At 71.3% G+C, this 25867-nt stretch carries 29 protein-coding genes and 1 pseudogene; 16 read left to right on the forward strand and 14 right to left on the reverse strand.

The window, feature by feature from the left end:
• The first annotated feature begins 350 nt into the window (after positions 1-350).
• Together KUM39_RS16550 and KUM39_RS16555 are read left to right on the forward strand one after the other, a co-directional pair.
• Positions 351-926: a DinB family protein gene (locus KUM39_RS16550; protein ID WP_217786422.1), complete on the forward strand. Its 576-nt coding sequence runs from the start codon at positions 351-353 to the stop codon at positions 924-926.
• A 133-nt stretch (positions 927-1059) separates the two neighbouring features.
• Positions 1060-1239, forward strand: coding sequence for a hypothetical protein (locus tag KUM39_RS16555; protein ID WP_217786455.1), 180 nt, complete (start codon positions 1060-1062; stop codon positions 1237-1239).
• Positions 1240-1287: 48 nt separating this feature from the next.
• Here the strand turns inward: KUM39_RS16555 and KUM39_RS16560 are convergent, their stop codons facing one another.
• The 4 genes from KUM39_RS16560 to KUM39_RS16575 form a co-directional block, all read right to left on the reverse strand.
• The gene (locus KUM39_RS16560; protein WP_217786423.1) at positions 1288-2262 is read right to left on the reverse strand and encodes an aminoglycoside phosphotransferase family protein; all 975 of its coding nucleotides are present in this window, start codon (positions 2260-2262) and stop codon (positions 1288-1290) included.
• Positions 2263-2360: 98 nt separating this feature from the next.
• Entirely contained in the window at positions 2361-2759 is a 399-nt protein-coding gene (locus KUM39_RS16565) for a hypothetical protein (RefSeq protein ID WP_217786424.1), read from the reverse strand.
• A gap of 218 nt (positions 2760-2977) precedes the next feature.
• Entirely contained in the window at positions 2978-3472 is a 495-nt protein-coding gene (locus KUM39_RS16570; RefSeq protein ID WP_217786425.1) for a hypothetical protein, read from the reverse strand.
• Positions 3473-3637: 165 nt separating this feature from the next.
• Positions 3638-5269, reverse strand: coding sequence for a beta-N-acetylhexosaminidase (locus KUM39_RS16575; RefSeq protein WP_308288152.1), 1632 nt, complete (start codon positions 5267-5269; stop codon positions 3638-3640).
• 95 nt (positions 5270-5364) lie between these two features.
• Here KUM39_RS16575 and KUM39_RS16580 point away from each other — a divergent pair, with 95 nt between their 5' ends.
• The 10 genes from KUM39_RS16580 (at position 5365) to KUM39_RS16625 (ending at position 12801) form a co-directional block, all read left to right on the forward strand.
• Entirely contained in the window at positions 5365-6024 is a 660-nt protein-coding gene (locus tag KUM39_RS16580) for a 2-oxo-4-hydroxy-4-carboxy-5-ureidoimidazoline decarboxylase (protein WP_372455770.1), read from the forward strand.
• A 214-nt stretch (positions 6025-6238) separates the two neighbouring features.
• Complete coding sequence (gene sdhC / locus KUM39_RS16585; RefSeq protein ID WP_217786428.1) at positions 6239-6619, forward strand: succinate dehydrogenase, cytochrome b556 subunit; 381 nt, start codon at positions 6239-6241, stop codon at positions 6617-6619.
• A 5-nt stretch (positions 6620-6624) separates the two neighbouring features.
• Positions 6625-7107 (forward strand): succinate dehydrogenase hydrophobic membrane anchor subunit, encoded by a 483-nt coding sequence (locus KUM39_RS16590; RefSeq protein ID WP_217786429.1) that lies wholly within the window; start codon positions 6625-6627, stop codon positions 7105-7107.
• Positions 7108-7126: 19 nt separating this feature from the next.
• Entirely contained in the window at positions 7127-8881 is a 1755-nt protein-coding gene (gene sdhA / locus KUM39_RS16595; protein WP_217786430.1) for a succinate dehydrogenase flavoprotein subunit, read from the forward strand.
• Positions 8881-9654: a succinate dehydrogenase iron-sulfur subunit gene (locus KUM39_RS16600; protein ID WP_217786431.1), complete on the forward strand. Its 774-nt coding sequence runs from the start codon at positions 8881-8883 to the stop codon at positions 9652-9654. Before sdhA ends, KUM39_RS16600 begins: the two co-directional genes overlap by 1 nt.
• Before the next feature lie 147 nt (positions 9655-9801).
• Positions 9802-10446 (forward strand): hypothetical protein, encoded by a 645-nt coding sequence (locus KUM39_RS16605; RefSeq protein WP_246620246.1) that lies wholly within the window; start codon positions 9802-9804, stop codon positions 10444-10446.
• Positions 10447-10548: 102 nt separating this feature from the next.
• Positions 10549-10959 (forward strand): VOC family protein, encoded by a 411-nt coding sequence (locus KUM39_RS16610; protein ID WP_217786432.1) that lies wholly within the window; start codon positions 10549-10551, stop codon positions 10957-10959.
• Between the two features lie 137 nt (positions 10960-11096).
• Positions 11097-11504, forward strand: a complete 408-nt coding sequence (locus tag KUM39_RS16615; RefSeq protein WP_217786433.1) for a hypothetical protein — start codon at positions 11097-11099, stop codon at positions 11502-11504.
• A gap of 4 nt (positions 11505-11508) precedes the next feature.
• Entirely contained in the window at positions 11509-12063 is a 555-nt protein-coding gene (locus KUM39_RS16620) for a thiol-disulfide oxidoreductase DCC family protein (protein ID WP_217786434.1), read from the forward strand.
• Between the two features lie 9 nt (positions 12064-12072).
• Complete coding sequence (locus KUM39_RS16625) at positions 12073-12801, forward strand: TetR family transcriptional regulator (protein ID WP_217786435.1); 729 nt, start codon at positions 12073-12075, stop codon at positions 12799-12801.
• 80 nt (positions 12802-12881) lie between these two features.
• On the opposite strand, the gene KUM39_RS16630 is transcribed toward KUM39_RS16625, so the two are convergent.
• The 3 genes from KUM39_RS16630 to KUM39_RS16640 all read right to left on the reverse strand — a co-directional run bounded on the left by KUM39_RS16630 (position 12882) and on the right by KUM39_RS16640 (position 16207).
• The gene (locus KUM39_RS16630; RefSeq protein WP_246620247.1) at positions 12882-14426 is read right to left on the reverse strand and encodes an ABC transporter substrate-binding protein; all 1545 of its coding nucleotides are present in this window, start codon (positions 14424-14426) and stop codon (positions 12882-12884) included.
• A gap of 265 nt (positions 14427-14691) precedes the next feature.
• Positions 14692-15945: a metallophosphoesterase gene (locus tag KUM39_RS16635; protein WP_217786437.1), complete on the reverse strand. Its 1254-nt coding sequence runs from the start codon at positions 15943-15945 to the stop codon at positions 14692-14694.
• A 22-nt stretch (positions 15946-15967) separates the two neighbouring features.
• On the reverse strand, positions 15968-16207 hold the full coding sequence (locus tag KUM39_RS16640) for an SCO4848 family membrane protein (protein ID WP_217786438.1): 240 nt from the start codon (positions 16205-16207) through the stop codon (positions 15968-15970).
• A gap of 91 nt (positions 16208-16298) precedes the next feature.
• On the opposite strand from KUM39_RS16640, the gene KUM39_RS16645 reads away from it, so the two are divergent.
• On the forward strand, positions 16299-17552 hold the full coding sequence (locus KUM39_RS16645) for a D-alanyl-D-alanine carboxypeptidase family protein (protein ID WP_308288153.1): 1254 nt from the start codon (positions 16299-16301) through the stop codon (positions 17550-17552).
• Here KUM39_RS16645 and KUM39_RS16650 read toward each other — a convergent pair.
• Positions 17500-18417, reverse strand: coding sequence for a YihY/virulence factor BrkB family protein (locus tag KUM39_RS16650; protein ID WP_217786440.1), 918 nt, complete (start codon positions 18415-18417; stop codon positions 17500-17502). The two genes, KUM39_RS16645 and KUM39_RS16650, sit on opposite strands and share 53 nt — an antisense overlap.
• Positions 18418-18598: 181 nt before the next feature.
• On the opposite strand from KUM39_RS16650, the gene dprE2 reads away from it, so the two are divergent.
• Both dprE2 and KUM39_RS16660 read left to right on the forward strand, forming a co-directional pair.
• Entirely contained in the window at positions 18599-19357 is a 759-nt protein-coding gene (dprE2, locus tag KUM39_RS16655; RefSeq protein ID WP_217786441.1) for a decaprenylphospho-beta-D-erythro-pentofuranosid-2-ulose 2-reductase, read from the forward strand.
• A gap of 44 nt (positions 19358-19401) precedes the next feature.
• Positions 19402-19488, forward strand: a pseudogene (locus tag KUM39_RS16660) (IS5/IS1182 family transposase); the annotation flags it as partial.
• A 12-nt stretch (positions 19489-19500) separates the two neighbouring features.
• On the opposite strand, the gene KUM39_RS16665 reads toward KUM39_RS16660, so the two are convergent.
• From KUM39_RS16665 to KUM39_RS16680, 4 genes are read right to left on the reverse strand one after another with little or no spacing between them, the layout of a single operon-like run.
• Entirely contained in the window at positions 19501-20598 is a 1098-nt protein-coding gene (locus KUM39_RS16665) for a nucleotidyltransferase domain-containing protein (protein ID WP_246620248.1), read from the reverse strand.
• Positions 20513-21457 carry a phosphotransferase gene (locus KUM39_RS16670; RefSeq protein WP_217786442.1) on the reverse strand — a complete coding sequence of 315 codons (945 nt, stop codon included), beginning with the start codon at positions 21455-21457 and terminating at the stop codon, positions 20513-20515. The genes KUM39_RS16665 and KUM39_RS16670 overlap by 86 nt, the downstream gene beginning before the upstream one ends.
• Complete coding sequence (locus KUM39_RS16675) at positions 21457-22608, reverse strand: hypothetical protein (protein ID WP_217786443.1); 1152 nt, start codon at positions 22606-22608, stop codon at positions 21457-21459. Before KUM39_RS16675 ends, KUM39_RS16670 begins: the two co-directional genes overlap by 1 nt.
• Positions 22609-22619: 11 nt before the next feature.
• Positions 22620-22760 carry a hypothetical protein gene (locus KUM39_RS16680; RefSeq protein WP_217786444.1) on the reverse strand — a complete coding sequence of 47 codons (141 nt, stop codon included), beginning with the start codon at positions 22758-22760 and terminating at the stop codon, positions 22620-22622.
• Positions 22761-23184: 424 nt separating this feature from the next.
• Between KUM39_RS16680 and KUM39_RS16685 the strand changes: the two genes are divergently transcribed.
• Positions 23185-23952: a GntR family transcriptional regulator gene (locus KUM39_RS16685; protein ID WP_217786445.1), complete on the forward strand. Its 768-nt coding sequence runs from the start codon at positions 23185-23187 to the stop codon at positions 23950-23952.
• Between the two features lie 123 nt (positions 23953-24075).
• On the opposite strand, the gene KUM39_RS16690 is transcribed toward KUM39_RS16685, so the two are convergent.
• Both KUM39_RS16690 and trpS read right to left on the reverse strand, forming a co-directional pair.
• Positions 24076-24663, reverse strand: a complete 588-nt coding sequence (locus KUM39_RS16690; protein ID WP_217786446.1) for a 2'-5' RNA ligase family protein — start codon at positions 24661-24663, stop codon at positions 24076-24078.
• A 160-nt stretch (positions 24664-24823) separates the two neighbouring features.
• Positions 24824-25834, reverse strand: a complete 1011-nt coding sequence (gene trpS, locus KUM39_RS16695; RefSeq protein ID WP_217786454.1) for a tryptophan--tRNA ligase — start codon at positions 25832-25834, stop codon at positions 24824-24826.
• Between the last annotated feature and the right edge of the window lie 33 nt (positions 25835-25867).

Consider the following 25867-nt stretch of genomic DNA (forward strand, 5'->3'; position numbering starts at 1 on the left):
ACGCGACGGCCGGAGCCTCTCCTGTGGGGGGTGGCGGCTCCGGCCGTTGCCCTGGATTCAGGGTGTCTGAACGGCGACGACGCTCCGGTGGGTCCGCCTCCGTGACCAGCGGCGCGACCACCGGACGAGGAACCCCATCTCGCACGCCCCACCCAATGCGCTGGGCTGGGCTGGTGAGAACGCCATGCGGTGAGCGTTCTCGGCCCGGGCGCTCACGCAGGCCCTGAGCAGCAGTCTGCGGTGTAGGTCATCTGTCACTGCGGAGGAGTACATACGGTTGGGCGACCGTCGGCCGAATCGGACGGCGATATTCGGTGGCAGGCCGATTCGACGCGCACCACGATGCGATCATGGACTCAGGCAAGCGCGACAACGAAGCAGCGGTGACGCGGTGGACCCCGTCCACCATCTACCCCGACATGTGGGTCGATCCGGATGACGACCCGCGCGAGACGAAAGTCGAGACGGTCGGCGAACGCGGAACGCTGCTGGAGAGTCTGCGCCACTTCCGGCTCACCATCGAGATGAAGTGTGCGGGCCTGAATGCCGAGCAGATGGCCTGGCGCTCCGTACCGCCGTCCACGATGTCCCTGCTCGGGCTGGTGCGGCACATGGCTGAGGACGAACGGCACTTCCGCCGAATGGCCGGAGAGGACTCGCCCAGGATCTATCGCACCCCTGAAGACCGTGACGGCGACTGGAACGGAGCGGTCGCCGACCCGGCGGTCGTGGAGGACGCCTGGCGGCAGTGGCGAGCCGAGAGCCAGGTGAGTGACCGTTTCATCGCCGACTTCGCTGACCTCGGCACGCGGACCGGTGAGGCGCCACTGCGCGAGATCCTGGTGGCACAGATCACCGAATACGCGCGGCACTGCGGCCACGCCGACCTCCTTCGGGAGCGGATCGACGGCCGAGTGGGCCAGTGAGCACATCCCGCCGTGCGAGTCCGGGAGGCAGGAGAAGTCGCCAGTCCTGGCGGGTGTCCCGGGCCGGGCCCCTGTGTCGGCGGGACGGCAGGAATCCGGCCCGCTCCATGCCCCTGCCACGCGAGATGGGGAAGTGACTGTCCGGCCCCTTGCTCACTGTGGCCGGTGGGCTTCCACGATCGGGTGCACGCTGGATCCCGGACTGCTGGAACGGCTCACCGTACGCCGCGCGGAACTGGACGAACTCCAGGAACAGTTGGCCGACGTGCGGGCCGAGCGGGACGGACTGGCCTTCGCCGCAGCAGCTCCGTAGCACCTGCGTAGGAACAAAGCTCCTGTCCGCGGGTTGGGGAGGCCGGGGTCAGGCGCCGGTCAGTACGCGGTCGAGGGCCGCGCGGCCCAGTGGTCCCCAGTGGGGTTTGCCGCCGGGGAGACCTCGGTCGCCGTTTTGCCCCATGCGCATCAGGAACAGGCTCTTCAGCGCGGCCAGCCCGCGGGCGCGCCGGATCGTGGCCTCGTCGGCGTCCGCGCGGGTGCCGAAGTACGCGTCGAAGAACCGGGAGGCCGCGCCCTCGGGCAGCAGCACCCATGCGGCGGCGAGGTCCCACGCGGGGTCACCGGCGAACACGTCGCCGAAGTCGATGACGCCCGAGAGCGTGCCGTCCGAGACGACGACGTTCGCGGGATGGAGGTCGCCGTGCACCCACACCGGCGGGCCCTCCCACGCCCCGGCCGCGACGGCGTCGTCCCAGACGGCCCGGACGCCGGAGGCGACGGCATCGGGTACGACGACGGCCCGGAAGGACTCCTCGAAGCCGTGCGCGCCGTCCCCAAGACGAGCACCGGCGTGCCGGGAGACCGGCGCATCGGCGGGCGCCTCCACGTGGAGCGCCCGGAGGAAACCCGCCAGGGTGTCGGCCGCGTGGGCACCGCGGCTGATCGAACCGTGGTCCAGCGGCTCGCCGGGAACCCACGTCATCACGGTCCAGTGCTTGGGAAAGCGCGCGGACGGCTCACCGGACCGCACCGGGACCGGCACCGGAAGCGGCAGGCGCGGCGCCAGCACCGGCAGCCACCGCCGCTCCTTCAACTGGGGCTCGGGGGTCGGGTCCATGCGCTGCACGCGCACCGCCAGCTCGTCCCCGAGCCGCCACATCTGGTTGCCCCACCCGCCCACCACCTCCCGAACCGCCAGCCCCGCGAGATCCGGATGCTGCTCCCGCAACAACTCCCGCACGAGCCCTTCGGTGACCTCGGTCCCGGTCCCGGACCCGGACCCGGTTCCGATCCCGGTTCCGTTGTCGGCGTCGTCGTGGTCGGCGTAGGTGTCCGTCATACGGCGTGACGGTACCGGGGCGTCCTGGACCGGGGGAGGCACCCGGCGCCGAGTGCTCCGTCACCGGGCCTCCGGGGCCCCGCCGTCGCCGCTCCCGCTCACCCCGCCCCCGAGGCCGCCCGGTACATCAGGCGGAGGGAGCCCTGCGCGGCGAACCGGCGGCGGGCTTCCTGGAGCGGGTCCCAGAGGCGGCCGTCCCTGGTGCGGAGCCAGGGTTCCGCGCCCGTGTCCCACCACTGGGCGCCGCAGTGGCGTACGAGGACCTCGCCCGCGTACGCGCCGAAGCCGCGCAGTGCCGTCTCCACCGCCTCGTACGGGGCGCCCTCGGCGCGGATCTCGTCGATGAGGAGGTCCACCCGGCGCAGGCTGCCGGCCGAGTAGTCGAGGCGGACGCGGGCGCCCTCGCGCATCGTGGCGACCGTGTCCGCCGCCCACCTCGTGGGGTTCGCCGCCCCGTGCGGGCCGGTCTGCTGGGGTGTCGTGTACGGGACCGTCATATGGGGGTCAGCGCTGCGCGGGGGCCGGGTGTCACAGGCAATCCGGGGGTTTTCCCGGACCGGCGCAGGATTGACGCAGGGTGTGCGCAGTACGGCCACAGGTTCCGCCCAAGCGGTGGGCGAGACGTGGGTGCGGGCCCGCTGTGGCATTCGCCCGGCGACCCGCGCCCTCCAGAAGCCTCCGCGCTCCCCGCCACGGCTCAGGCTCAGGCTCAGGCTCAGGAGTGTGTCCTCGCTCGGCGGGACAGGGCCGCTCTCAGGATGCGGCGGCCCTCGACGGTGAGGTCCAGGGCGGGACGGAGGCCCTGGGGGCCGCGATGGGTGAGCAGGTCCAGGGTGGTGGTCTGGCGGCGGAGTTCGCCGGATTCCAGGTGGGCCGTGGGATCGAGGAGGAGGTGGACGCGGAGGGAGTCCGTCGAGCAGGACTCCGCCCAGGCCCGCAGCGCCGCGACGTCCCGGTCCCCCGGCGCTTCCAGCAGCATCCGGCGGGCCAGCGTCACCGCCTCGTCCTCCCCCGGTACGGCACTCCCCACCGCACCCCGCGCCTTGTCCAGGGCCGCTGCCCAGTCGGCGTCCTCCGCGAGCGCCGCCCACAGCGGGCGCAGCAACTCCTCGTCGGACCCCAGCAGCGGAAGGCATCGATCGGAACAAGCCAGTCCGCTCGCCGCCAGCGTGATCCCGTCGGCCCCCTCGAACAGCCCCGTAAGGCTCATCCGCCCCACCCCTCCCCCTGATCCCCTCACCACGCCCGATCACGCGGGGGTGTCACAGTGGCAGGTTTTCGGCCAACAGCCAAGAGGTGCGCGCCCGTCGGCCCGCCCCACCGATCCGTCCCACCGGCCCGGCGCGTCAATCCCGCCCCGCGCCCGACCGCCCCCTCACACCAGCCCGTTCGCCAGCTTCTGGAACTCCGGCCAGGACAGGGCAGGTTGGTCCGCGTCCCACAGTTTCTGCACGGTCGCCGCCAGCGGCAGCCGGATGCCCGCCGCGACCTGGTCCTGGGTCTGGGCGTTGGGGAAGTCGCACCAGACGGCGAAGGTGCCGCCGAGGATCTGGCTGTCGTAGCGGGCGGGGACGGGCGAGGTGTGCCGGATGACGCGCGGGGTCCACTGCTCGTAGATGCGCTCGCCGGTGGGGTAGACGAAGGTCTGGGGCTCGCCGAGGACGTAGTAGAGGTACTCGTCGTTGTAGTTGATGAGTCGGCGGCCCGCGTCCAGGTAGGTCACCGGCTCGCGGGCGCCGATCTCCTTGCCGGTCCAGTAGGCGACCTGGAGGTCCTTGGCGGCGGGGACGGAGCTGTCGGCGTAGAAGCCGTCGTTCCAGGCGCGCATGGTGCGCTGGTGGGCGCGGACGGTGTCGGCGCGGTCGTTGAGCCACTGGGTGGTGAGGTCCGCGACGGTGCCGTCCGCGCCGAACCGCTGCCGCGCGGCGGTGGCGAGCTGGGGGTAGGACGCCTCGGGGTCGGAGACGGTGAGCGCCTGGTACTCGTCGCCGCCGAGGTTCCACTGCCTGCCCCGGAAGAGGCCGGTGAACTCGTTCAGCAGGTCGTCCACGAGCTTGGCGGCGGCCGGTTCGGAGATGTCGATGGCGCCGCGGGTCGGCACGCCCTGCGCGTTGCGGAGCTGGAGGTCCGGGTAGTGGGCGAGGACCGCGCCGAGGTGTCCGGGCGAGTCGATCTCGGGGACGACGGTGATGTGCCGGGAGTCGGCGACGGCGATGATCCTGCGCACCTGGTCCTGGGTGAGGTGGACCGGGGAGACGATCTCGGGGTGCGTGGTGGACTGGATGCGGAACGCCTGGTCGTCGGAGAAGTGCAGGCCCAGCTCGTTGTACTTCAGGTCCCCGAGCGTGCGTATCTCGTTCTCTATCCAGTCCTCGGTAAACGGCTTGCGCGCGATGTCCAGCATGAAGCCGCGGACCTGCTTGGCGGGGGTGTCCCGGACCACGCCCTCGGGCGCGGTGCCGCCGCCGTGCACCTCCTGCTTGAGGGTGCGGGTGCCGTAGAAGACGCCCGCCTCGCCGGGCCCGGTGATGTCCACCCGGCCGCCGCGCACGGTCATGGTGTACGACTCGGCGCCGCCGGAGCCGCCGAGCGAGAGGCGCAGGTCGCCGGGGGCGGCGTCGTTCCCCTCGCCCGCGTAGGTCAGCCCCAGCTCACCGGCTATGAGCTTGCCCTCGTCGGCCAGGCCCGGGTCGCCGATCAGGACCCGGCCGCCCTTCTTCGGCTGCCAGCCGGGGCCGCGCTCGGCGGTGTGGGAGCTGACCGCCGGGATGGTCCGCGGTGCCTCGGAGAGCGGGTAGGACCGGGTCGGGGAGGGGGTGGCCGACGTCGCCGCGCGGTCCGAGGACGCCTGGGTGGTGCCGTCGCCCGAGGGGCTGCCGTCACCGCCCGACGACGCCCATACGCCGACGCCCACACCGAGCGCGACGGTCCCCGCGACCACGGCGGCCACGACCGCCCGCTTACGTCTCGTCTGGTCCGCCGCAGGACGGCGTCTGTGCTGGCTCACACGATCAACGTACGACCGATTCGCCGGACCTTCGTCACCGAGGCGTTCCGAAACTCTTCCGTTCGAGTGAAATTCGCGCATCCTTCGGACTCGGACTGACCACTGTCGATAGCGTGACGGCACACTTTGCACGCCATTCCCGCCCGCACCCGCCCCCGCACCCGCCCCCTCATCCGCCGCTTCCACGGCATCCCGCCCCGCTCCATGCGACACGAGGACACCCGCTGCCCGCGCAACGACTCCCGCGTCTCCCCCAGCCGCTGAACGCCTTCAACGCCACGTCCGAGGACGAGGCGCGTGCCCTCCTCATGCGCTGTCTGAGCAGTCCCCGCTGGTCCCGCCGGGTCGCCGAGCACCGCCCCTATCCCGACCTGGACGCCCTGCTCGCCGCCGCCGACGAGGCGGCGTACGACCTCACCCCCGCCGAGCTGTCCGGCGCGCTCGCGGCCGAGGCGCTGCCGGAACTGCCGCCGGGCGCGTACACGGCGGCGCGGACGGCGCTGAGCGCGGCGCACGCGGCCTACGAGGCCCGGTTCGGGCACGTCTTCGTCATCCATCCGGGCGACACCGCGCCGGGGGAGGCCGTGGACCGGGTGCTCGAAGGCATCCGGTCACGATTGACGAACGATCCGGAGGAGGAGCGGGTGGTGGCCGCCGAGGAGCTGCGGCGGCTGGCCCGCAGCCGCCTGACGGGCCGTCTCGGGGCGGCCGGACACCGTACGACCAGGCCGAACGCGCCCGCACCTGGCACGTAGCGCCCCGGCACCCGGGGGCCGGGGGCGGCGCCCGCCGGTCCGCGCGGGAGCCGGTAGCCCGTCCGGTGCCTCTTTCCCCCCGGCGACAGGCCCCCCGTAATGGCCGCCGGAGCACACGGATACGATGCTGGGGGCCGGTGGACCGTACCCGGCCGGGCCCGACCGACACCGAAGCCGGCGCGGCTCTCAGTCACCGCTCCCGGAGGGTTCTTCCGTGCCGGCTGGAACGCTGTACCGCGGCCGGGAAGGAATGTGGTCCTGGGTGGCTCATCGAGTCACCGGCGTCCTCATTTTCTTCTTCCTGTTCGTTCACGTGCTGGACACCGCACTCGTCCGTGTCTCCCCCGAGGACTACGACAAGGTCGTAGCCACGTACAAGACGCCGGTCGTCGCGCTGCTGGAATACGGCCTCGTCGCCGCGATCCTGTTCCACGCGCTCAACGGCCTGCGTGTGATCGCCGTCGATTTCTGGTCGAAGGGGCCGCGCTACCAGAAGCAGATGCTCTGGACCGTCGTCGGCGTGTGGGTCCTGCTGATGCTCGGCGCGATCTACCCCGTCCTCGGCCACGCCGCTCGTGTTCTGTTCGGGAGCTGACGCGCATGTCCACGACTGAATCCCCCGCAAACGGCATCGGCCCCGTCGAGAGCGCCCCCGTCTACGGTGTGGACAACCCCGCGCCGCTGATCGAGGCCCCGCGCCGCCGGACCAAGAAGACCCCGCGCTCCACGCGCGGCAACTTCGAGATGGCCGCCTGGCTGTTCATGCGCCTGTCCGGCGTGGTCCTGGTCGTCCTGGTCCTCGGCCACCTGCTGATCCAGCTGGTGCTGGACGGCGGCGTCTCCAAGATCGGCTTCGCCTTCGTCGCCGGTCGCTGGGCGTCCCCGTTCTGGCAGGTCTGGGACCTGCTGATGCTGTGGCTCGCCATGCTGCACGGCGCGAACGGCCTGCGCACGGTCATCAACGACTACGCCGAGCGCGCCACCTCCCGGCTGTGGCTCAAGGGCCTGCTCTACACCGCCACGGTGTTCACCATCCTGCTGGGCTCGCTGGTGATCTTCACCTTCGACCCGAACATCCGCTAGGCACGGGGCTGCGAGAATCATGAAGATCCACAAGTACGACACGGTCATCGTCGGCGCCGGTGGCGCGGGCATGCGCGCGGCCATCGAGTCCACCAAGCGCAGCCGCACCGCGGTCCTGACGAAGCTGTACCCGACCCGCTCCCACACGGGCGCCGCGCAGGGCGGTATGGCCGCCGCGCTGGCCAACGTGGAGGAGGACAACTGGGAGTGGCACACCTTCGACACGGTCAAGGGCGGTGACTACCTGGTCGATCAGGACGCCGCCGAGATCCTGGCGAAGGAGGCCATCGACGCCGTCCTCGACCTGGAGAAGATGGGCCTGCCGTTCAACCGGACGCCCGACGGCACCATCGACCAGCGCCGGTTCGGCGGGCACTCCCGCAACCACGGCGAGGCCCCGGTCCGCCGGTCCTGCTACGCGGCGGACCGCACCGGCCACATGATCCTCCAGACGCTGTACCAGAACTGCGTCAAGGAGGGCGTGGAGTTCTTCAACGAGTTCTACGTCCTGGACCAGCTGATCACCGAGGTGGACGGCGTCAAGCGGTCCGCCGGTGTGGTGGCGTACGAGCTGGCCACCGGCGAGATCCACGTCTTCCAGGCGAAGGCCGTGATCTACGCGTCCGGCGGCACCGGCAAGTTCTTCAAGGTGACGTCCAACGCGCACACCCTCACCGGTGACGGCCAGGCCGCCGTGTACCGCCGGGGTCTGCCGCTGGAGGACATGGAGTTCTTCCAGTTCCACCCGACCGGCATCTGGCGCATGGGCATCCTGCTCACCGAGGGCGCCCGCGGCGAGGGCGGCATCCTGCGCAACAAGGACGGTGAGCGCTTCATGGAGAAGTACGCGCCCGTCATGAAGGACCTCGCCTCCCGCGACGTCGTCTCCCGCTCCATCTACACGGAGATCCGCGAGGGCCGGGGCTGCGGTCCCGAGGGCGACCACGTCTACCTGGACCTCACCCACCTGCCGCCGGAGCAGCTCGACGCGAAGCTCCCGGACATCACCGAGTTCGCGCGCACCTACCTGGGCATCGAGCCGTACACCGACCCGATCCCGATCCAGCCCACCGCGCACTACGCGATGGGCGGCATCCCGACCAACGTCGAGGGTGAGGTCCTGTCGGACAACACCACCGTCGTGCCGGGTCTGTACGCCGCCGGTGAGGTCGCCTGTGTCTCCGTGCACGGCGCCAACCGGCTGGGCACCAACTCGCTGCTGGACATCAACGTGTTCGGCCGCCGGGCGGGCATCGCCGCCGCCGCGTACGCGCATGCCAACGAGTACGTCGAGCTGCCGGAGAACCCGGCGTCGCTGGTCGTCGAGCAGATCGAGCGGCTGCGCGCCTCCTCCGGCACCGAGCGGGTGGCCGTACTCCGCAACGAGTTGCAGGAGACGATGGACGCCAACGTCATGGTGTTCCGCACCGAGCAGACCATCAAGACGGCCGTGGAGAAGATCGCCGAGCTGCGCGAGCGGTACCGCAACGTGTCGATCCAGGACAAGGGCAAGCGGTTCAACACGGACCTGCTGGAGGCCGTCGAGCTGGGCAACCTGCTCGACCTGGCCGAGGTCATGGCCGTCTCCGCCCTGGCCCGCAAGGAGTCGCGCGGCGGTCACTACCGCGAGGACTACCCGAACCGCGACGACGTCAACTTCATGCGTCACACGATGGCCTACCGCGAGGTCGGGGCCGACGGCTCGGAGACCATCCGTCTCGACTACAAGCCGGTCGTCCAGACCCGCTACCAGCCGATGGAGCGTAAGTACTGATGGCTACCCCTGTTCTGGACAAGGCGGACGCGGCACCCGAGCCCGGTTTCGCCGACTCCCCCTACATCACCGTCACCTTCCGGGTCCGCCGGTTCAACCCGGAGGTCTCGGCCGAGGCGACCTGGGAAGACTTCCAGCTGGAGATCGACCCCAAGGAGCGCGTCCTCGACGGGCTGCACAAGATCAAGTGGGAGCTCGACGGTTCGCTGACGTTCCGCCGGTCCTGCGCCCACGGCATCTGCGGCTCGGACGCGATGCGGATCAACGGCAAGAACCGGCTGGCGTGCAAGACGCTGATCAAGGACATCAACCCGGCCAAGCCCATCACCATCGAGCCCATCAAGGGCCTGACGGTCCTGAAGGACCTCGTGGTGGACATGGAGCCGTTCTTCCAGGCGTACCGGGACGTCATGCCGTTCCTGATCACCAACGACACCAACGAGCCGACCCGTGAGCGGCTGCAGTCCGCCGAGGACCGCGCCCGCTTCGACGACACCACCAAGTGCATCCTGTGCGCCGCGTGCACGTCGTCCTGCCCGGTGTTCTGGAACGACGGGCAGTACTTCGGCCCGGCCGCGATCGTCAACGCGCACCGTTTCATCTTCGACAGCCGTGACGAGGCGGGCGAGCAGCGCCTGGAGATCCTCAACGACCGGGACGGGGTGTGGCGTTGCCGCACCACGTTCAACTGCACGGACGCCTGCCCGCGCGGTATCGAGGTCACCAAGGCCATCCAGGAGGTCAAGCGCGCGCTGATCACGCGACGCTTCTGACCACCCGTACGCGCCGCACGAGGGGCCGTGCCTTCCCGCCGGGGAGGTACGGCCCCTCGTCGCGTCCGGGACTGGCAGGATGACGTGGCACGACACGCAGGGAGGCGGCGGCCCGGCCCACGGGCCGCCCACGGGAGGGGGACGGGCATGACGGAACAGCCGGAGTACCACGGGGACCGGGGCGGGACGCAGGGCTGGGGCCCCGCAGCGCAACCGGCACCGCCCGCGCAGCCGCCCGCCGGGCCGCCCGGCTACGGCCACCCCGCCCCGCCGGCACCCCAGGCGCCCGGCTACGGCTTCCCGCACCAGCAGGGCGGCGGGGCCCCGGTGCCGTCCCCGTACGCGTACCCGGCGCAGCCCGTGACGCCGCCGATGGGTACGCCGGTGGGACCGCCCGCGCCGCACCTGCCGCTCATGGGCGCCCAGCCGATGGGGCAGTTCCCCGGGGGCGGGCCGCAACTCGCCATCGGGGACATCACGGTGGTGGGCGACCGGATCATCACGCCGTCGGGCACCATGCCGCTGCGCGGGGCGATGTGGAACGCCACCGACATGTCGCACACCGAGGAGAAGATCCCGGCGCACGCCATCGTGCTGGCCATCGTCTTCTTCGTGTTCTGCCTGCTCGGTCTGCTGTTCCTGCTGATGAAGGAGAGGAAGACCGTGGGCTATGTGCAGGTCACCGTGACCAGCGGCGGACGGCACCACGCGGCGATGATCCCGGCGTTCGGCCCGCAGACCTTCCCGGCCGTGCTGGCCCAGGTCAACCACGCCCGTTCGCTGAGCGTGTGACCCACGACGGTCCGCCGGGCGGGTGAGCCGCCCGGTGGGTCCCGTGGCGGTCGTGGCGCGGGGCTCACCGGTTCCGGGCCCGGTCCGGCCTAGCCTGACGCCATGTCAGATGACGAGTCGTACGAACTGCTCGGGTTCGACAACGTACTGCTGCCGGTGGGCTCCCTCGCGGAGGCCGTGGACTTCTACGAGCGGGCCGGGTTCGCGGTGGGGTTCCGGTTCGACGAGGGCGGGATCGCGCAGCTGAAGGTGGGCGCCGAGACGCCCGGCATCCTGCTGCGGACCGAGGAGGCGCTCGGCCACCGGCCGCCGCCCTGGGCGGGGCCCCGCGTCTGGCTTGAGGTGCCGGACGCCCGCACCGCCGCCCGCCGCCTGGAGGCCGCGGGCATCCCGCCGCTGGACGAGCCCGCCTCGGTGGCCACCGGCTGGACCGTGGAGATCGCGGACCCCTGGGGCAACGTCGTCGGCTTCACCGACTACACCAAGCGGCCCGAACTGGCCCGCCGTTCCTGATCCGCGCCCCGCCTTCCCACCCGGTCTCCCCCACCCCGCCCCCCCTTCGCGCACCCTCGGGTTGAACGCGTTCAAAAACAGGTCTACAGTTCCTTCTCGACAGCGTTTTGAACGCGTTCAAGAAGGGGTGGGGCGGCATGGACCGCAATGTCATCGCGTACGTCATCTACCTGGTCGTGAGCATCGCGCTCACCGTGTGGGTGGCCCGCACACTGAGCCGCAACGGGCGGATCTTCCTCTCCGACGTGCTGCGGGGCAACGAGAAGCTCGCCGACGCGGTGAACCACCTGCTGGTGGTCGGGTTCTATCTGGTGAACCTCGGCTTCGTGGCCCTGTACCTGCACGGCAGCGACGAGATCGCGGACACGCGCGGCATCTTCGAGGCCCTGTCCACCAAGGTGGGCGTGGTGCTGCTGGTGCTGGGCGCGATGCATCTGGGCAACGTCTTCGTGCTCAGCAGGATCAGGCGGCGCGGGATCATGGAGAACGAGCAGCTTCCGCCGGTGGCGCCGCAGGGCTGGGTCGCGCCGACGGCCGGGGCGTGACGGGATGACCGCCACCACCGGCGGTCCGGACCGGGGCCCCGCGGGCGCCCCGGTCCGCGGGCTGACCGTCCTCTACGACGCGGAGTGCTCGCTCTGTGTCCACCTGCGCGACTGGCTGCTCCGGCAGCCGAGGCTCGTGCCCCTGCGGATGGTCCCGGCGGACTCTCCCGAGGCGCGGGGGCGCTTCCCCGGACTCGACCACCCGGCGACGCTGGAGGAGATCACCGTGGTCGGGGACGCGGGGCAGGTCTACCGGTCCACGGCGGCCTGGATCACCGTGCTGTGGGCGCTGCGGGCGTACCGGCCGCTGGCCCACCGGCTGAGCACCCCGCAGGGGATTTGGCTGGCGCGGGGCGCGGTGCTCGCCGCCGCCAAGTGGCGCGGCGCCCGGCCCGGCGACAGCAGCCGGTGGGGCGGCGGCCGGAACGTCTACCGTACGTCCGACGGCTGGCGCTACACCCCGGACCAGGGCTGGGTGCACGCGTCCTGGAACCGCGCCCCGGCACCGGCCACGGCCGCACCGGGGACCTGCGCCGACGGCTCCTGCCCCACTGGTTAGGCTCCTCCCGTGTCAGCGAAGAACGACGGCCCCGACGCCGGCTCCCAGTCCAAGTCCGAACAGACCCGCGCCCTCATCCTGGAGACCGCGATGCGGCTGTTCCAGGAGCGCGGGTACGACAAGACGACGATGCGGGCCATCGCCACCGAGGCCGGGGTCTCCGTGGGGAACGCGTACTACTACTTCGCGGGCAAGGAACACCTGATCCAGGGGTTCTACGACCGGATCGCCGCCGAGCACCAGGCGGCGGTCCGCGATGTCCTGGAGCGCGAGACGGAACTGGAGGGGCGGCTCGCCGGGGTGCTGACGGTGTGGCTGGACCTCGCGCGGCCGTACCACGAGTTCGCGGTGCAGTTCTTCAAGAACGCGGCGGACCCGGACAGTCCGCTCAGCCCGTTCTCGCCGGAGAGCGAGCACGCGCGGGAGCAGGCGATCCGGGTGCACCGCACGGTGCTGGCCGGGGCCAAGGTCAAGGTGGCACCCGAACTGCGGGACGTGCTGCCGGAGTTGATGTGGCTGGCACAGATGGGTCTGGTGCTGTACTGGATCTTCGACCGCACCGAGGGCTCGGAGCGCAGTTACCGGCTGGCCCGCCGGGGGGCGCGGCTGACGGCGCGCGGGGTGGCGCTGGCCCGGTTCCGGGTGCTGCGTCCGCTGGTGCTGGAAGTGCACGAGCTGTTCACGGACTTCCTGCCGGGGATGACACGGGTGCTGCGGAGCCCGGCGCCCAAGGGCTGAGGTCCCGCGCGGGAAACGCGTGAGCCGCGTCCTCCACAGGGGAGGGGACGCGGCTCACGGGCGGTGCGGGTGCGGGCGGATCAGATCCAGTTCAGGCGCCACAGGCGGAACACGCCGGTGCCGTCGTCGAGGTACTGGCCGCCGCCGACGTCCTCGGTGCTGACCACGTACTCCTTGCGCTGCCAGAGCGGGATCAGCGGCACGTCGGTCGCCACGTCCGCCTGGATCTGGCGGTAGTCGCCCGCCGCGCGGCCGCGGTCGGCGTACTGGCGGCTGTTGCGGATGAGGGCGTCCACGGCCTTGTTGCTGTAGCCGGTGCTCATCGTGGAGTCGGTGCCGACCAGCGGGGAGCCGAAGGTGTCCGGGTCCGGGTAGTCGGGGACCCAGCCGACGGCCCAGGCGTCCATCTTGCCGGAGGCCCAGCGCTTCTGGAAGTCGGTCCACTCGTAGCCCTTGACGTCCACCGTGAAGAGGCCGCCCGCCTCCAGCTGCTTCTTCAGCGCGGCGGCCTCCTCGGCGCTGGCGCCGCGCCCGATGCCGTAGCCGAAGGTGAAGCGGACGGGCGTGGTGACCCCGGCCTGGGTGAGCAGCGCGCGGGCCTTGCTCACGCTCTGCGTCGGGTAGTTGTCGAAGAACGAGGTGGTGTGGCCGGTGATGCCGGTCGGGATCAGCGAGTACAGCGGGTCCACCGTGCCCTCGTACACCGTGGCGGCGAGTTCCTCGCGGTTGACCAGCCAGGCCATCGCGCGGCGCACCCGGTCGTCGTGCAGCGGGGAACCGGTACGGGTGTTGAAGTACAGGTTGCGGGTCTCGGAGCTGTCGGACTCGGTGACGCGGTTGTCCGGGTCGCTCGGGTTCAGCCCGGAGAGCACGTGCGGCGGGAGGGTGCGGGTGGCGACGTCCACCTGCTTGGCCTTCCAGGCGGCGTCCAGCTTCTGCGAGTCGGCGTAGTAGCGCAGGTCGATCGGGCGGCCGGTGCTGGTGAGATAGCCGTGGTAGTTCTTGTTCGGCGTCAGCACCGCCGCGCTGTTCTTCTTGTACGAGGTCAGGATGTACGCGCCGGTGCCGTCGAGTCCGCCGTCCTTGCGGAGCGAGGTCGCCGGGTACTTGTCCTTGTCCACGATGGCGCCCGCGCCAGTGGCGACCTTCTGCGGCCAGGTGGCGTCCGGCGAGGACAGGTGGAAGACGACGGTGTCCGTGCCCTCGACACTCACCGAGCCGAGGGTGGAGAACAGCGCGGACGGACCGACCTCGGAGTTGATCTTCCTGACCCGGTCGAACGAGTACTTCACGTCCTCGGCGGTCATCCTGCGCCCGCTCGGGAACTTGATGTCGTCGCGCATCACACAGCGGTAGGTGCGCAGGCCGCCGCCCTGGAAGGCGCAGCTCTTGGCCGCGTCCGGGACCGGCTGCACACCACCGGGCTCGAAGGTCAGCAGCGACTGGAACACGTTGCTGTACAGCGCCCAGGAACCGGCGTCGTAGGCGCCCGCCGGGTCGAGGTCGGTCACGGCGTCCGTGGTGCCGACGGTGATCGTCCTGTTCTTGTCCCCCTGCGACGGCAGCAACTGCCAGCCACCCACGCCCACGACGGCGAGCACGACGAGTGTGACAAGAATGCGCATGCGAACAGATCGCATGGTGGTGCCCTCCCCTGCCTACCGGGCCTTGACCGCCCAGCACAAAAACGCCACACCTGTGGCGGCGCCGCTCACCTAATCACACGTTTTTCACCTGAGGGAAGAGCAATCGGATGCGGCGCCCAAAGACTTACCAAGGTGTTGTTGTGCGCCGTCTTCACAGGAAGGGCACAGAAGTGAGGACGGCCCCGCCGCGGAACGCTGCGTTCCGCGGCGGGGCCGCGCGGGTCTCGGGGCGGGTCCGCTCAGGTCACGCCTGTAGCGAGGCGAGTTCGATCACGGTCACGTCGGACGGGGCGCCGACGCGGGTCGGAGGGCCCCAGGCCCCGGCGCCCCGGCTGACGTAGAGCTGGGTGTCGCCGTAGCGGTCGAGCCCGGCGACGGTGGGGTTGGCGAGTTCGGCGAGGAGGCTGCCGGGCCAGAGCTGGCCGCCGTGGGTGTGGCCGGAGAGCTGGAGGTCCACGCCGTGCCGGACGGACTCGTGGACCTGGACGGGCTGGTGGGCCATGAGGACGCAGGCGCGGGCCCGGTCCCGGTCGGCCAGCGCCCGGTCGAAGTCCGGTCCCTGGCCCTGGCTCTCGCCCTGGAGGTCGTTCACCCCGGCGAGGTCGAACCACGGCAGCTCGGTGCGGGCGTTCTCCAGCGTATGCAGGCCCAATTCGCGGACCTCGTCCAGCCACTGTTCGGCGCCCGAGAAGTACTCGTGGTTCCCGGTGACGAAGAACGCCCCGTGCCGCGCGCTGAGTCGGGCCAGCGGCTCGGCCGCCGGGCCGAGGTTCTTCACGCTGCCGTCCACCAGGTCACCGACGACCGCGATCAGGTCGGGCCGGGTGGAGTTGACGGTGTCCACCACGCGCTGGGCGAAGCTCCGGCCCAGCACCGGGCTCAGGTGGATGTCGCTGACCACGGCGATCCGGTAACCGTGCGCCGCGCGGGGCAGTTTGGCCAGCGGGACCCGGACCCGCTTCACGGCCGGGCCGCGCAGCACGCCGTAGGTGCCGGAGCCGACCGTGCCGACGGCGGCGGCGGCTGCTGCTCCGCCGACCACGCGGGAGACGAACAGGCGCCGGGAGGGGGCCGGGCGGACCGGCGCGGGCTCCTCGGGGGCGGGCGGCGGCGCGGCCCCGGCGGGTACCGTCGCGGCGGGCACGGCCGCCGGTTCGGGCACCGTGCCGTCCCGGTCCCGCCGCTCCAGCGCCCGCCGCAGCAGCGGCCGTACGGCCTCGCCGACCAGCACCGCGAGCAGCAGGTAAAGGGCGAGCGCCATCCACAGGAAGCCGGGCCAGGCCAGGGTGCGCTGGAGCCAGAAGGGCGCCCCGGAGCGCTCCGCCCCGACGGCCGCCACCATCAGCAAGGGCGCGGCGACGAACAGAGCCGTACCGGCGCGGCGGGCGGCGCCGGACGGTGCGGTCGTGTCGCGCACCAGACGGCGCCACACGTACCAGTGGCCCGCCGCCAGCACGGCGAGCGCGACCAGACCCACGAACACGAAGACGATGACCACGCTGCCGTATCCCCCGCTGCCGCTATGACGTCCGACTCAGTGCGCGCAGACCGCGCAACCCGATGACCCCGATGGCCGTCCCCAGTACGAAGGACACGATCGCCAGCAGCAGGTGCACCCAGAAGTACGCGGTCGGGTGGCCGTGGTCGAAGGCGAGTCCGCTGCCGTCCTTGACCAGGTTCTTGACGAAAGTGACCCAGATGATCCACGACCACACGCCGAAGGCGAGCAGGAACCAGGACACCGGGCGGCTGAGCTTCATGGGACCAGTATCGCCTCCTGGGGTCCGGCTCCCCGGCCGGGGTGGGGTGCGGGGCGGGACTTCGGGGGCCGCGCCGGGTACGTTCGGGGCCGTGCCCGCTCCGAAACGGACCGTCGGGCGATCGGTGCTGATCGCCTCCGTGTCACTGCTGTCCCTGTCCGCCACCGTGCCCGCCGCCCTCGCGGCACCGGACCCGTCCTCCGGCGCGACCGCCACGCCCCCGGCGGCCATGTCGCAGCTCGGCGGGGTCCGGCTGGGGATGCCCGGTACCCAGGTGAACCTGGCGCCCGGGGTGCCGGTGCTGCCCAAGGACCTCACCGCGCGGTCCTGGATCGTGTCGGACGCGGAGTCCGGCGAGGTGCTGGCCGCGCACAACGCGCACTGGCCGCTGCCCCCGGCGAGCACCCTGAAGATGCTGTTCGCGGACACCCTGCTGCCCAGGTTTCCCTCGTCCACCGAGCACAAGGTGGTGGCGTCGGACCTCGACGGCATGGGCGAGGGGTCCAGCGTGGTCGGGATAAAGGCCGGCCGCAGCTACTCCGTGCACGATCTGTGGCTCGGTGTCTTCCTGCGCTCCGGGAACGACGCGGTGCACGTGCTGTCCGCGATGAACCACGGGGTGCCGCAGACCGTGGCGGACATGCAGGACCACGCCGACGAACTCCGCGCCGGGGACACCCATGTGGTCACCCCGGACGGCTACGACGCCCCCGGCCAGGTGTCCTCCGCGTACGACCTGTCGCTGATCGCCCGCTCGGGGCTCCAGAAGAAGGACTTCCGGGACTACTGCTCCACCGTGAGCGCCAGGTTCGGGGACGCCGACATCCGGAACACCAACCGGCTGCTGGCCGGGGATACCGACGTGCCGGTGTACCAGGGCATCGCCGGGGTGAAGAACGGCAACACCACCCACGCGGGCGCCACCTTCACCGGGGTCGCGGAACGGAACGGCAAGGTGCTGCTGGTGACGGTGATGAACCCGGCGAAGCAGGAGCACAACGAGGTCTACAAGGAGAGCGCCCGGCTGCTCGACTGGGGCTTCCGGGCGGCCGGGAAGGTCAACCCGGTGGGCGAACTGGTCGCGCCGAGGAGCGTGGCCACGACAGCGCCGGGGACCTCGCCGTCGCCGGAGCCGACCGACGCCGGTGCGCGGGCGGGCTCCGGGACGGACGGCGGCAGGGACGGCCGTCCGGTGGCGAGCGCCACGGCGGGCGGCGCGTCGAGCGGGATCGGCACGGCGCTGGCCGTGGCGGGCGGGCTGCTGGTGCTGGTCGGCGCCGGGGTGTTCCTGGTCAACCGCCGCTGGCCGCTGCCCGATCTGATGCGGCGCCGGACGCGTCCGTGAACGTGACGCCCTCCTCCGCCTTGCTGCCGGTCGCCGTCCAGGCGCTGCTGAACAGGACCAGTTTCGACGTGAAGTTGATCCACAGCAGCAGCGCGACCGGCACCCCGAACGCGCCGTACATGCTCTTCGCGGCGACGCCCTGGATGTAACCGCTGAGCAGGAGTTTCAGCAGCTCGAAGCCGACCGCGCCGATCAGTGCCGCCACCAGCAGGCGGCGGCGCGGCGGTTCGACGCCGGGCAGCAGGGTGAGCACGTAGAGCAGGACGAGGAAGTCGGCGGCGACCGCGACCAGGATCGCCACGGCCCGCAGCAGCACGCTCCCCCAGCTCGCCTGGTCCAGGCCGAGCCCGCCCGCGATCCGGCCGACCAGCGCGGAGGCCAGGGTGGACAGGGCGAGGGTGGCGATCACCGCGCCGCCGAGCCCGACCAGGATGCCCGCGTCCTTGCCCTTGGCCCTGATGATGTTCTCGTCCTTGTCGGGCAGTTCCCACACCGCCCGCAGACAGTCCCGCATCTGCCCGACCCAGCCCATCCCGGTGAACAGCAGCAGCGCACCGGCGATCAGCCCGACCGTACCGGCGTTCTCCACCAGGGAGTTAATGGCCAGTTTGTCGGCGATGCCGGGGATCTGGTCGGCGATCCGGTCCTGGAGGTTCTTCTGCTGGGCCTGGCTGAGGGTGGCCGCGCCGATCGCGGCGGCCAGCGTCAGCAGCGGGAACAGCGCCACGAAACTGATGAACGTCATGGCGGCGGCCAGCCGGGTCCACTTCACCCGGTCGAGCCGCTCGTACGAACGCCAGGCGTGCGTGGCCATCAGACGTACGACGAGCGGCCCGATGCCGGGGAGCTTCTTCAGCCAGTCCATGATCCGTCTCTGCCCTCCGGTCGGGAACCCCATGTGCGGGTACCCCCTGGCACGGCGGACCGACATCCCATTAATCACCCGTTCTGCCGAGGGGCACGATGTTTCACCATCAATCGCCCATATGGCGACGATACGGTCACGGGCATCCTCGACTCGACTTCCCCGACCCCCAGGAGCTGACGTGCAGGACGCCTCCGGGCTCCCCCGGTCCATCCTCGTCCTCGGCGGGACGTCCGGGATCGCCCTCGCCACCGTCCACCGGCTGATCGCCCGCGGCGCCCGGACCGTGTGGCTCGCCGGTCGCCCCTCCCCCGCGCTGGAGCGGGCGGCGGAGTCCCTGCGTAGCCTCGGCACGGACGTCCACACGGTCGCCTTCGACGCGCTCGACCCCGAGTCCCATCCGACGGCGCTCGGCAAGGTGTTCGCGGAGGGGGACATCGATCTGGCGCTGCTCGCCTTCGGTGTCCTCGGCGACCAGGCGCACGACGAGCGGGAGCCGCTGCGCGCGGTGGAGGTCGCGGCCACCAACTACACCGGCGCGGTCTCGGCGGGGCTGGTCACCGCCGCCGCACTCCAGGGCCAGGGCCACGGCTCGCTCGTGGTGCTCTCCTCCATCGCGGGCGAGCGGGCCCGCCGCGACGACTTCATCTACGGCTCCAGCAAGGCGGGCCTGGACGTGTTCGCCCAGGGACTCGGGGACGCGCTGTACGGCACGGGGGTGCGGGTCATGGTCGTACGCCCCGGTTTCGTGCGCGCCCGCGGCGTACGGCGGGCGGACGCACCGCCGCTCTCCACCACCCCGGAGGAGGTGGCCACGGCGGTCGAACTCGGCCTGCGGCGCGGCTCGGAGACGGTGTGGGTACCGGGCACCCTGCGCGCGGCATCGGCGTTCCTACGCCACCTGCCACGCGCGGTGTTCCGCCGACTGCCTTTGTTCTGAGGGCTGTCCCCCGTAGCTGCCGGTCATGGGGAGGATGAGCTGTGGTGTCTGCTGCCATCGCGGCGTCGGAGTCATCCTGGGCAGCCCCGTTCACCGGGCGGAGTCCGCGGCAGTTCGGGAAGCTGGTCACCTGGGCGGAGCGGTCAGCGGGCGAGGTTGGCGAGGTAGCTCTCGGTGGCGCTCCAGGGGGTCAGTTCGATGCCGAATCCGAAGGTGCCGGTGGGGCCCTGGGTGTGGACGAGGCGTCCGGACAGGTGGACGGTGTCGCCCTGGCGGAACGCGCCGGTGTAGGCGCCGAGGTAGCTGCGGAGGTGCGTGATGCGACGGGCGAAGACGTCGGCTTCGTCGAGCGTGGACGCGATGACCGTCTCGACGTCGATGCCGTAGAGCGCCGGCGTCGCCAGTCCTTCACGGTGGTCGGTGATCCGGGCGAGCACGCTGATCTGCCCGACCTCCTGCGCGATCATGTCGTGGAAGGTCCGGTCGCCGTCCGCGCGCAGCGGTTCGCAGTTGATGTGGGCCCCGGCACCGGCGGTCAGCCCCTGGAGTTTGCGGGCTTCCTGCCGCAGCAGTGTGTCGAAGGACGACCCGGCCATGTACGCGGCCCGGCGCAGGTACAGCCTGGTCAGGGTCTCACCTTCGTAGGGGTGGATCAGTGACCGCTGGGTGAACAGGTACTGGGCCGCCTCGTAGCCGCGGGGGCCGTAGCAGACGAGATCGATGTCCGAGTGGGCTCCCGCCACGCCGACGAGGAAGGAGCCGGTGACACCGATGACGTCGTCGGCGCCCTGCTCCACGATCCAGTCGATGATGGCGAGCAGGTCCTCGCCCACCGCCGTGCCGTTCAGCAGGCCCGGTGAGGCGTGCAGAGCGGCCAGGGCCTGTCGGCACGGGTAGTGCAGTGCGACGTCCTCGCGGGGCACGCCGGTGATCACGCAGCCGATCGCGGGTGAGTAGACGTAGCACTCGGGGCGGTCGGCCAGGATCCCGAACGCCTTGGAGACGACCGTGTTCTGCCGGTAGGTCCTTCCGAACAGGGTTCGGTCGCCGCGCTCGTTGGGGTAGTACTTCACGTACCCCAGCCAGTGCGAGCCCGGGTGGACGTCGCCGATCACCTTGAAGATGACGCCGGACCGGTCGAGCAGGTAGTCCCGGTCACGGACCGTCGGCAGCGCCCTGCCCAGCGGCGAAGTCGTCGAGGGTCGGGAAGCCGGCGGTATCGATGTTCCCGGTGCGCTCATACTGTTCGAGTCCTTTCAGGAAGAGGTGGCGCCGGTAGTGCCACCTCTGCTGCTTGTCGGCCTGGGCCGGATCGGTCGGGCGCGTCAGGGCGAGGAAGAACAGGCTCTTGACGAGGAGAAGCGCCCCCAGGCGCGGGCTGATCGGCGGACTGCCGGCGGAGAGGGCCGCCGCATCCAGCACGCCCAGGTATCGCGTGCGCTGATCCGGGGTGGCGGTGTAGCCCTTGGCGCCGCCTTTGAAGGGGATGACCTCCAGGGCTGGGGCGACGTCATATCCGAGCGGTGTCACGCCGTGGTGCTGCCAGTCGATGACACCGGCGGGCAGGACGTTCGGCAGGCCGTAGTCGAGGTGACCCCACGCCAGGGGCATACCGGTGAGGTCGTCGGCAGCGCGGGCGAGGGCCGCGTGGGTTCGGGGGGTGTCGAGGTCGGGGTTCTCGGCGAAGACGTTGTTCGTCCAGCCCGCCTGCTCCACCCACTGCCGCAGCGCATCAGGCCCTGCTTCGACCGGGTGCGCGGCCTGGGCGGACAGCAGCCGGGAGGACACCTCGGCGAGCTGATCGACCACCTGGTCCGGTAGCACCCGCCCGCCGTCCAGCAAGGACAGCGCCTTCTCGTGCAGCGACTGCCTGCCCAGGGACTCCTCGTCGGCGAAGAACGTGCCGTCGCCCAGCTCCCCCTGCTGAAGGACCCGCGGCACCGGGTAGCCCAGCGCGGCGGCCATCTGCTGGAACGCCGCCTCGCCGCGCAGTGCGGCGCCGCCGGTGCGCCGGTAGCGGGTGCCGTCCGCGGATACATAGACCGTCCCGTCGGCGTCAGCGGTCCGTTTTTTGACGAACCGCCAATCGGTTGTCCTCATCAAGGTGCTCCTCTCGTGGGCCCTGCGGGCCAGGTGGCGTTCTCTCGGTCGGACAGGGCGCAGGCCAGGGCCCGGGCGTCCGTCACCCAGCGCATATCACCTGCCGCGGCGCGGTGGCGCAGGTGGTTGAGGAGATCACCCGGGGGTGTCGTCGGCCGGGCGAGGTGGGCCCGGCGCAGGAACTTCAGCAGGGCGGGAATCCGGGCGGCGCTTACGCCGGACCGTTCCCGGGCTGCGCACAGGGGCAGGTACCAGTCGGTGAACAGCTCGCGGACCGCCCGGGCGCGGTGTACCTCGTACAGCCGGTCGCTCGCCGCGGTCTCGTAAGGGATCTTTCCGTGCAGCGCGTACCGCAGCCGTGTGGCGCCGTGCCGACGGAACGGAGCCCCGTAGGCGGCCACGTTGGCTGCGGCGTTCTCGGTGACCGTCATCACCGGCCGCGTGGAGGCACGTTCGCCGGCGGCGGCCAGCACCGCGACGTGCAGCCCCGCCCGGGGGTCCAGCACCAGGCCCGGGAGCCCGATCGGTGCGAGATCCACACCGTGGTCGCGGGTACGGGAGAGCACCAGCAGTCGGGGGGCGTGGTGGGCGATGTTCAGCAGGTGCGCCGGGGTCCGGGCGCCGACGGCGTGCAGGTCGTCCCGTTCGAGCAGCGGGCCGTGCGCGCCGCGGTCGAGGACCAGCAGCTCACGACGTACTGCCCTGAGGACGTGGTGCCCGCAGGAGCGGCAGTCGCCTGCCACGCTCGTTCCGGCCATGTGTGCGCAGCGGGCGCACAGCCGGACCGGCAGGTCGTGCACGGTCAGCGTCCCGTCGGCGAGCAGGGACCGGGTCATGGTCAGGGCCAGTGCGGCCACCCGTGGGTCGTTGTCGGTGAACAGGCCGGCCGTCGGGGGCGGGCTGGGTGCGTACTTCGCCTGGAGGGTCTGTTCCTCGCGCTGCGTCCTGCCGACCGTGTCCCGGTCTGCCGCCAAGCGGTGGCGTACGTCCCCGGCGAGGGTGACGGTGTTCCACAGGTGCGGCACCGGTGCCAGGCCGAGCAGCGCGTTGAGCGCCTCGGCGAGCCGGATGCCCGCGGCCTTGCCCGGTCGCTCGGCGAAGGTGAAGTCGCCATTCTGTACGGGTCCGTTGAAGTAGACGACGTCGCTCATCGCTGGGCTCATCAGTCCGGCTCGGCGGGGTCGATCTGGTGGAAGAGCCCGGCGCGGTGCTCTATGGTCGGCGCCGGCTCGACGCTGTCCGGGGCCCGCCGGTACGGCGAGCAGCACACGAACGGGTCACGGCCCGCGAAGTCCTCAAGCACGGTGACGAGCCACTGGCACGGTCGGTAGCCGTGCGGTGTCAGCCCGACGAGGTCCGCGGGACAGGTTGTGCGCGGCCGGGCTGGTCCGCGGCCAGGGGTCCTGGTGGAAGCTGGTGTGCTTGGTCGTGTTCTCGATCGACTCGGCATCGCGTACGACGGTGAGAAGCATGCGTCACTCCCCCGTGCGTGGGGACTGATGAGGATCAGGAGAGGCCCAGCGGTCGGGCGGCCGCGGCCGCCTCGGCCCGGTGTCGCGGTCGCACCGGGTGTACGACGAACGGTGGCGGCGACCGGCGGTGGGATGGACTGCATCACTGACGGCACGTTAGAACTAGGACTATCTTCGGCGGCGCCTCATGCACCGTCAATAGGGCTAGGACTATCGGGTGAGGTTGTCCGAATCCGCGCGAAACAGGAGGTACGGATGAGCAGCCCCGCCTACCGGCAGCTGGCCGCTGAACTGCGCGCCGCCATCGAGGCCGGAACCTATCCCCCGGGCGGCACCCTGCCGAAAATCATCGACCTCGCCCAACGGCACGGGGTCGCCAAGCAGACCGCGCGTGAAGCCGTCACCCAGCTTGAGGCCGAAGGACTGGTCAACGTCACCCGCCGCCGCGGAACAGTCGTCCGCGCCCGGCCCGCCCGGCGGCGCCTCACCCGCGGCCGCCAGGTCCTCCGCGACGAACGCGGCTACTACTTCGACGCCTCCGCCCAGCCCTGGACCGCCCTCGAACCACCCACCGTCACCTGGGCACCCGCTCCCCGCGACATCGCCGCCCTCCTCCACCTGCCCGAGGGCGAAGAACAGCAGGACGTTCTGGTACGAGACCGCGTCATGGGCGAGGCCGCCACCGGGACCCCGCTCCAGCTGGCGACCAGCTACCTGCCCGCTGCCCTGGCCCGCGGCACCCGTCTCGCCCAGAAAGACACCGGCCCCGGAGGCATCTACGACCTCCTCGAACAGATGGGCCACGCTCCACTGTCCTGGGAGGAAGCCGTCAGCGCCCGCATGCCCACCCCCACCGAAAGCGACCGTCTCCACCTCCCCAAAGGTGTCCCGCTCCTGCGCATCACCCGCACCACCACAGGCCCCGACGGCACCGTCCTGGAGATCAACGACACCCGCATGTCGGCCGACACCTTCGACATCGGCTACGCCCTCACCCGCCACCCCAGCGCCCAACACCCCTGACAGACCAGGCCGATGGTCAGGGTACGAAGCGACGCGCTGTGCGCGGGGGCAACCGCCCGCGAGACGCGCCCGCCGGACATGACGCTCGGCTACATCGACGGCTTCGCTTCGCGGGGCCGGGAGTCAGCAGCTGGGGATCGGGGTGTCCTGGCCGACGTCCGCGTGACCGGCCTGCGGGGGGACCACGGTCCCGCCGAACGCGAACTCCTGGAGCTTGCTCCACACCCCGTCCAGGCTCTGCACGTACAGCGCGAACCCGGCGCACGGCCAGTGCGCCTCGAACCCGGCGAGTTCGGCGAACGCCCGGTCCATCGCCGCCTCGTCGATGCCGTGCGCGACGGTGACGTGCGGGTGGTAGGGGAAGGACAGTTCGCGGGCGACCGGCCCGGACGCGTCCCGCACCTGGCGCTGGAGCCGGGCGCACGCCTCGGCGCCGCGCACCACCCGGACGTACACCACCGGGGAGAGCGGGCGGAACGTGCCGGTGCCGGACAGCCGCATCGGGAACGGGCGGCAGGCGGCGGCGACCCGGGTCAGGTGCGCCTCGACGGCGGGCAGGTCGGCGGCCTGCACCTCGGTCGGCGGCAGCAGCGTGACGTGCGTGGGAATACCGTGCGCCGCGGCGTCGCCGAAGCCCGCGCGCCGCTCCTGGAGCAGGCTGCCGTGGGGCTCCGGGACCGCGATCGACACACCGATCGTCACAGTCCCCACGTACGTCTCCTGTCGTCACGTGATGTCCGGACGGCGGTGATCCGTCCGGTCCTCTGCACTCGACTGTACGGCCACGGATCGGCCGGGGGCAGGCGCAGCGGAAGTGATGTGCAGCGCTCCGCCCGCCCCTGCCCGCGCCCGCCCGTGCTCCGGCGCGCCGTCAGTGCTTCGCCGGCAGGAAGCCCACCCGGTCGTAGGCGGCGGCCAGCGTCTCGGCGGCGACCGCGCGGGCCTTCTCGGCACCCTTGGCGAGGATCGCGTCCAGCGTCTCCGGGTCGTCCAGATACTGCTGGGTGCGCTCGCGGAACGGGGTCACGAACTCGACCATCACCTCGGCGAGGTCCGTCTTCAGCGCGCCGTAGCCCTGGCCCTCGTAGCGGGCCTCCAGGTCGGCCACGGGGGTGCCGGTCAGCACGGACTGGATGGTCAGCAGGTTGCTGACGCCGGGCTTCTCCGCCGGGTCGAAGCGGATCACCGTGTCGGTGTCGGTGACGGCGCTCCTCACCTTCTTCGCGGTCGCCTTCGGGTCGTCGAGCAGGTTGATCAGACCCTTGGGCGTGGACGCCGACTTGCTCATCTTGACCGCCGGGTCCTGGAGGTCGTAGATCTTCGCCGTCTCCTTGAGGATGTACGGCTTCGGGACCGTGAACGTCGCGCCGAAGCGGCCGTTGAAACGGTCCGCGAGGTCACGGGTCAGCTCGATGTGCTGACGCTGGTCCTCACCGACCGGGACCTCGTTGGCCTGGTACAGCAGGATGTCCGCGACCTGGAGCACGGGGTACGTGAACAGGCCGACCGAGGCGCGGTCGGCGCCCTGCTTGGCGGACTTGTCCTTGAACTGGGTCATACGGCTGGCCTCGCCGAAGCCGGTGAGGCAGTTCATGATCCAGGCGAGCTGGGCGTGCTCGGGGACATGGCTCTGCACGAACAGGGTGCAGCGGTCCGGGTCCAGGCCCGCGGCCAGCAGCTGGGCCACCGCGAGGCGGGTGTTCGCACGCAGCTCGGCGGGGTCCTGGGGGATGGTGATCGCGTGCAGGTCCACGACCATGTAGAACGCGTCGTGGGACTCCTGGAGCGCCACCCACTGGCGGACGGCGCCGAGGTAGTTGCCGAGGTGGAACGAGCCTGCGGTGGGCTGGATTCCGGAGAGCACTCGCGGGCTACTCGGCATGGCGAAGCCATTCCCATAAGGGTGGTGGTGGGT

Source organism: Streptomyces corallincola, assembly GCF_019104725.1.
GTDB lineage: Bacteria > Actinomycetota > Actinomycetes > Streptomycetales > Streptomycetaceae > Streptomyces > Streptomyces corallincola.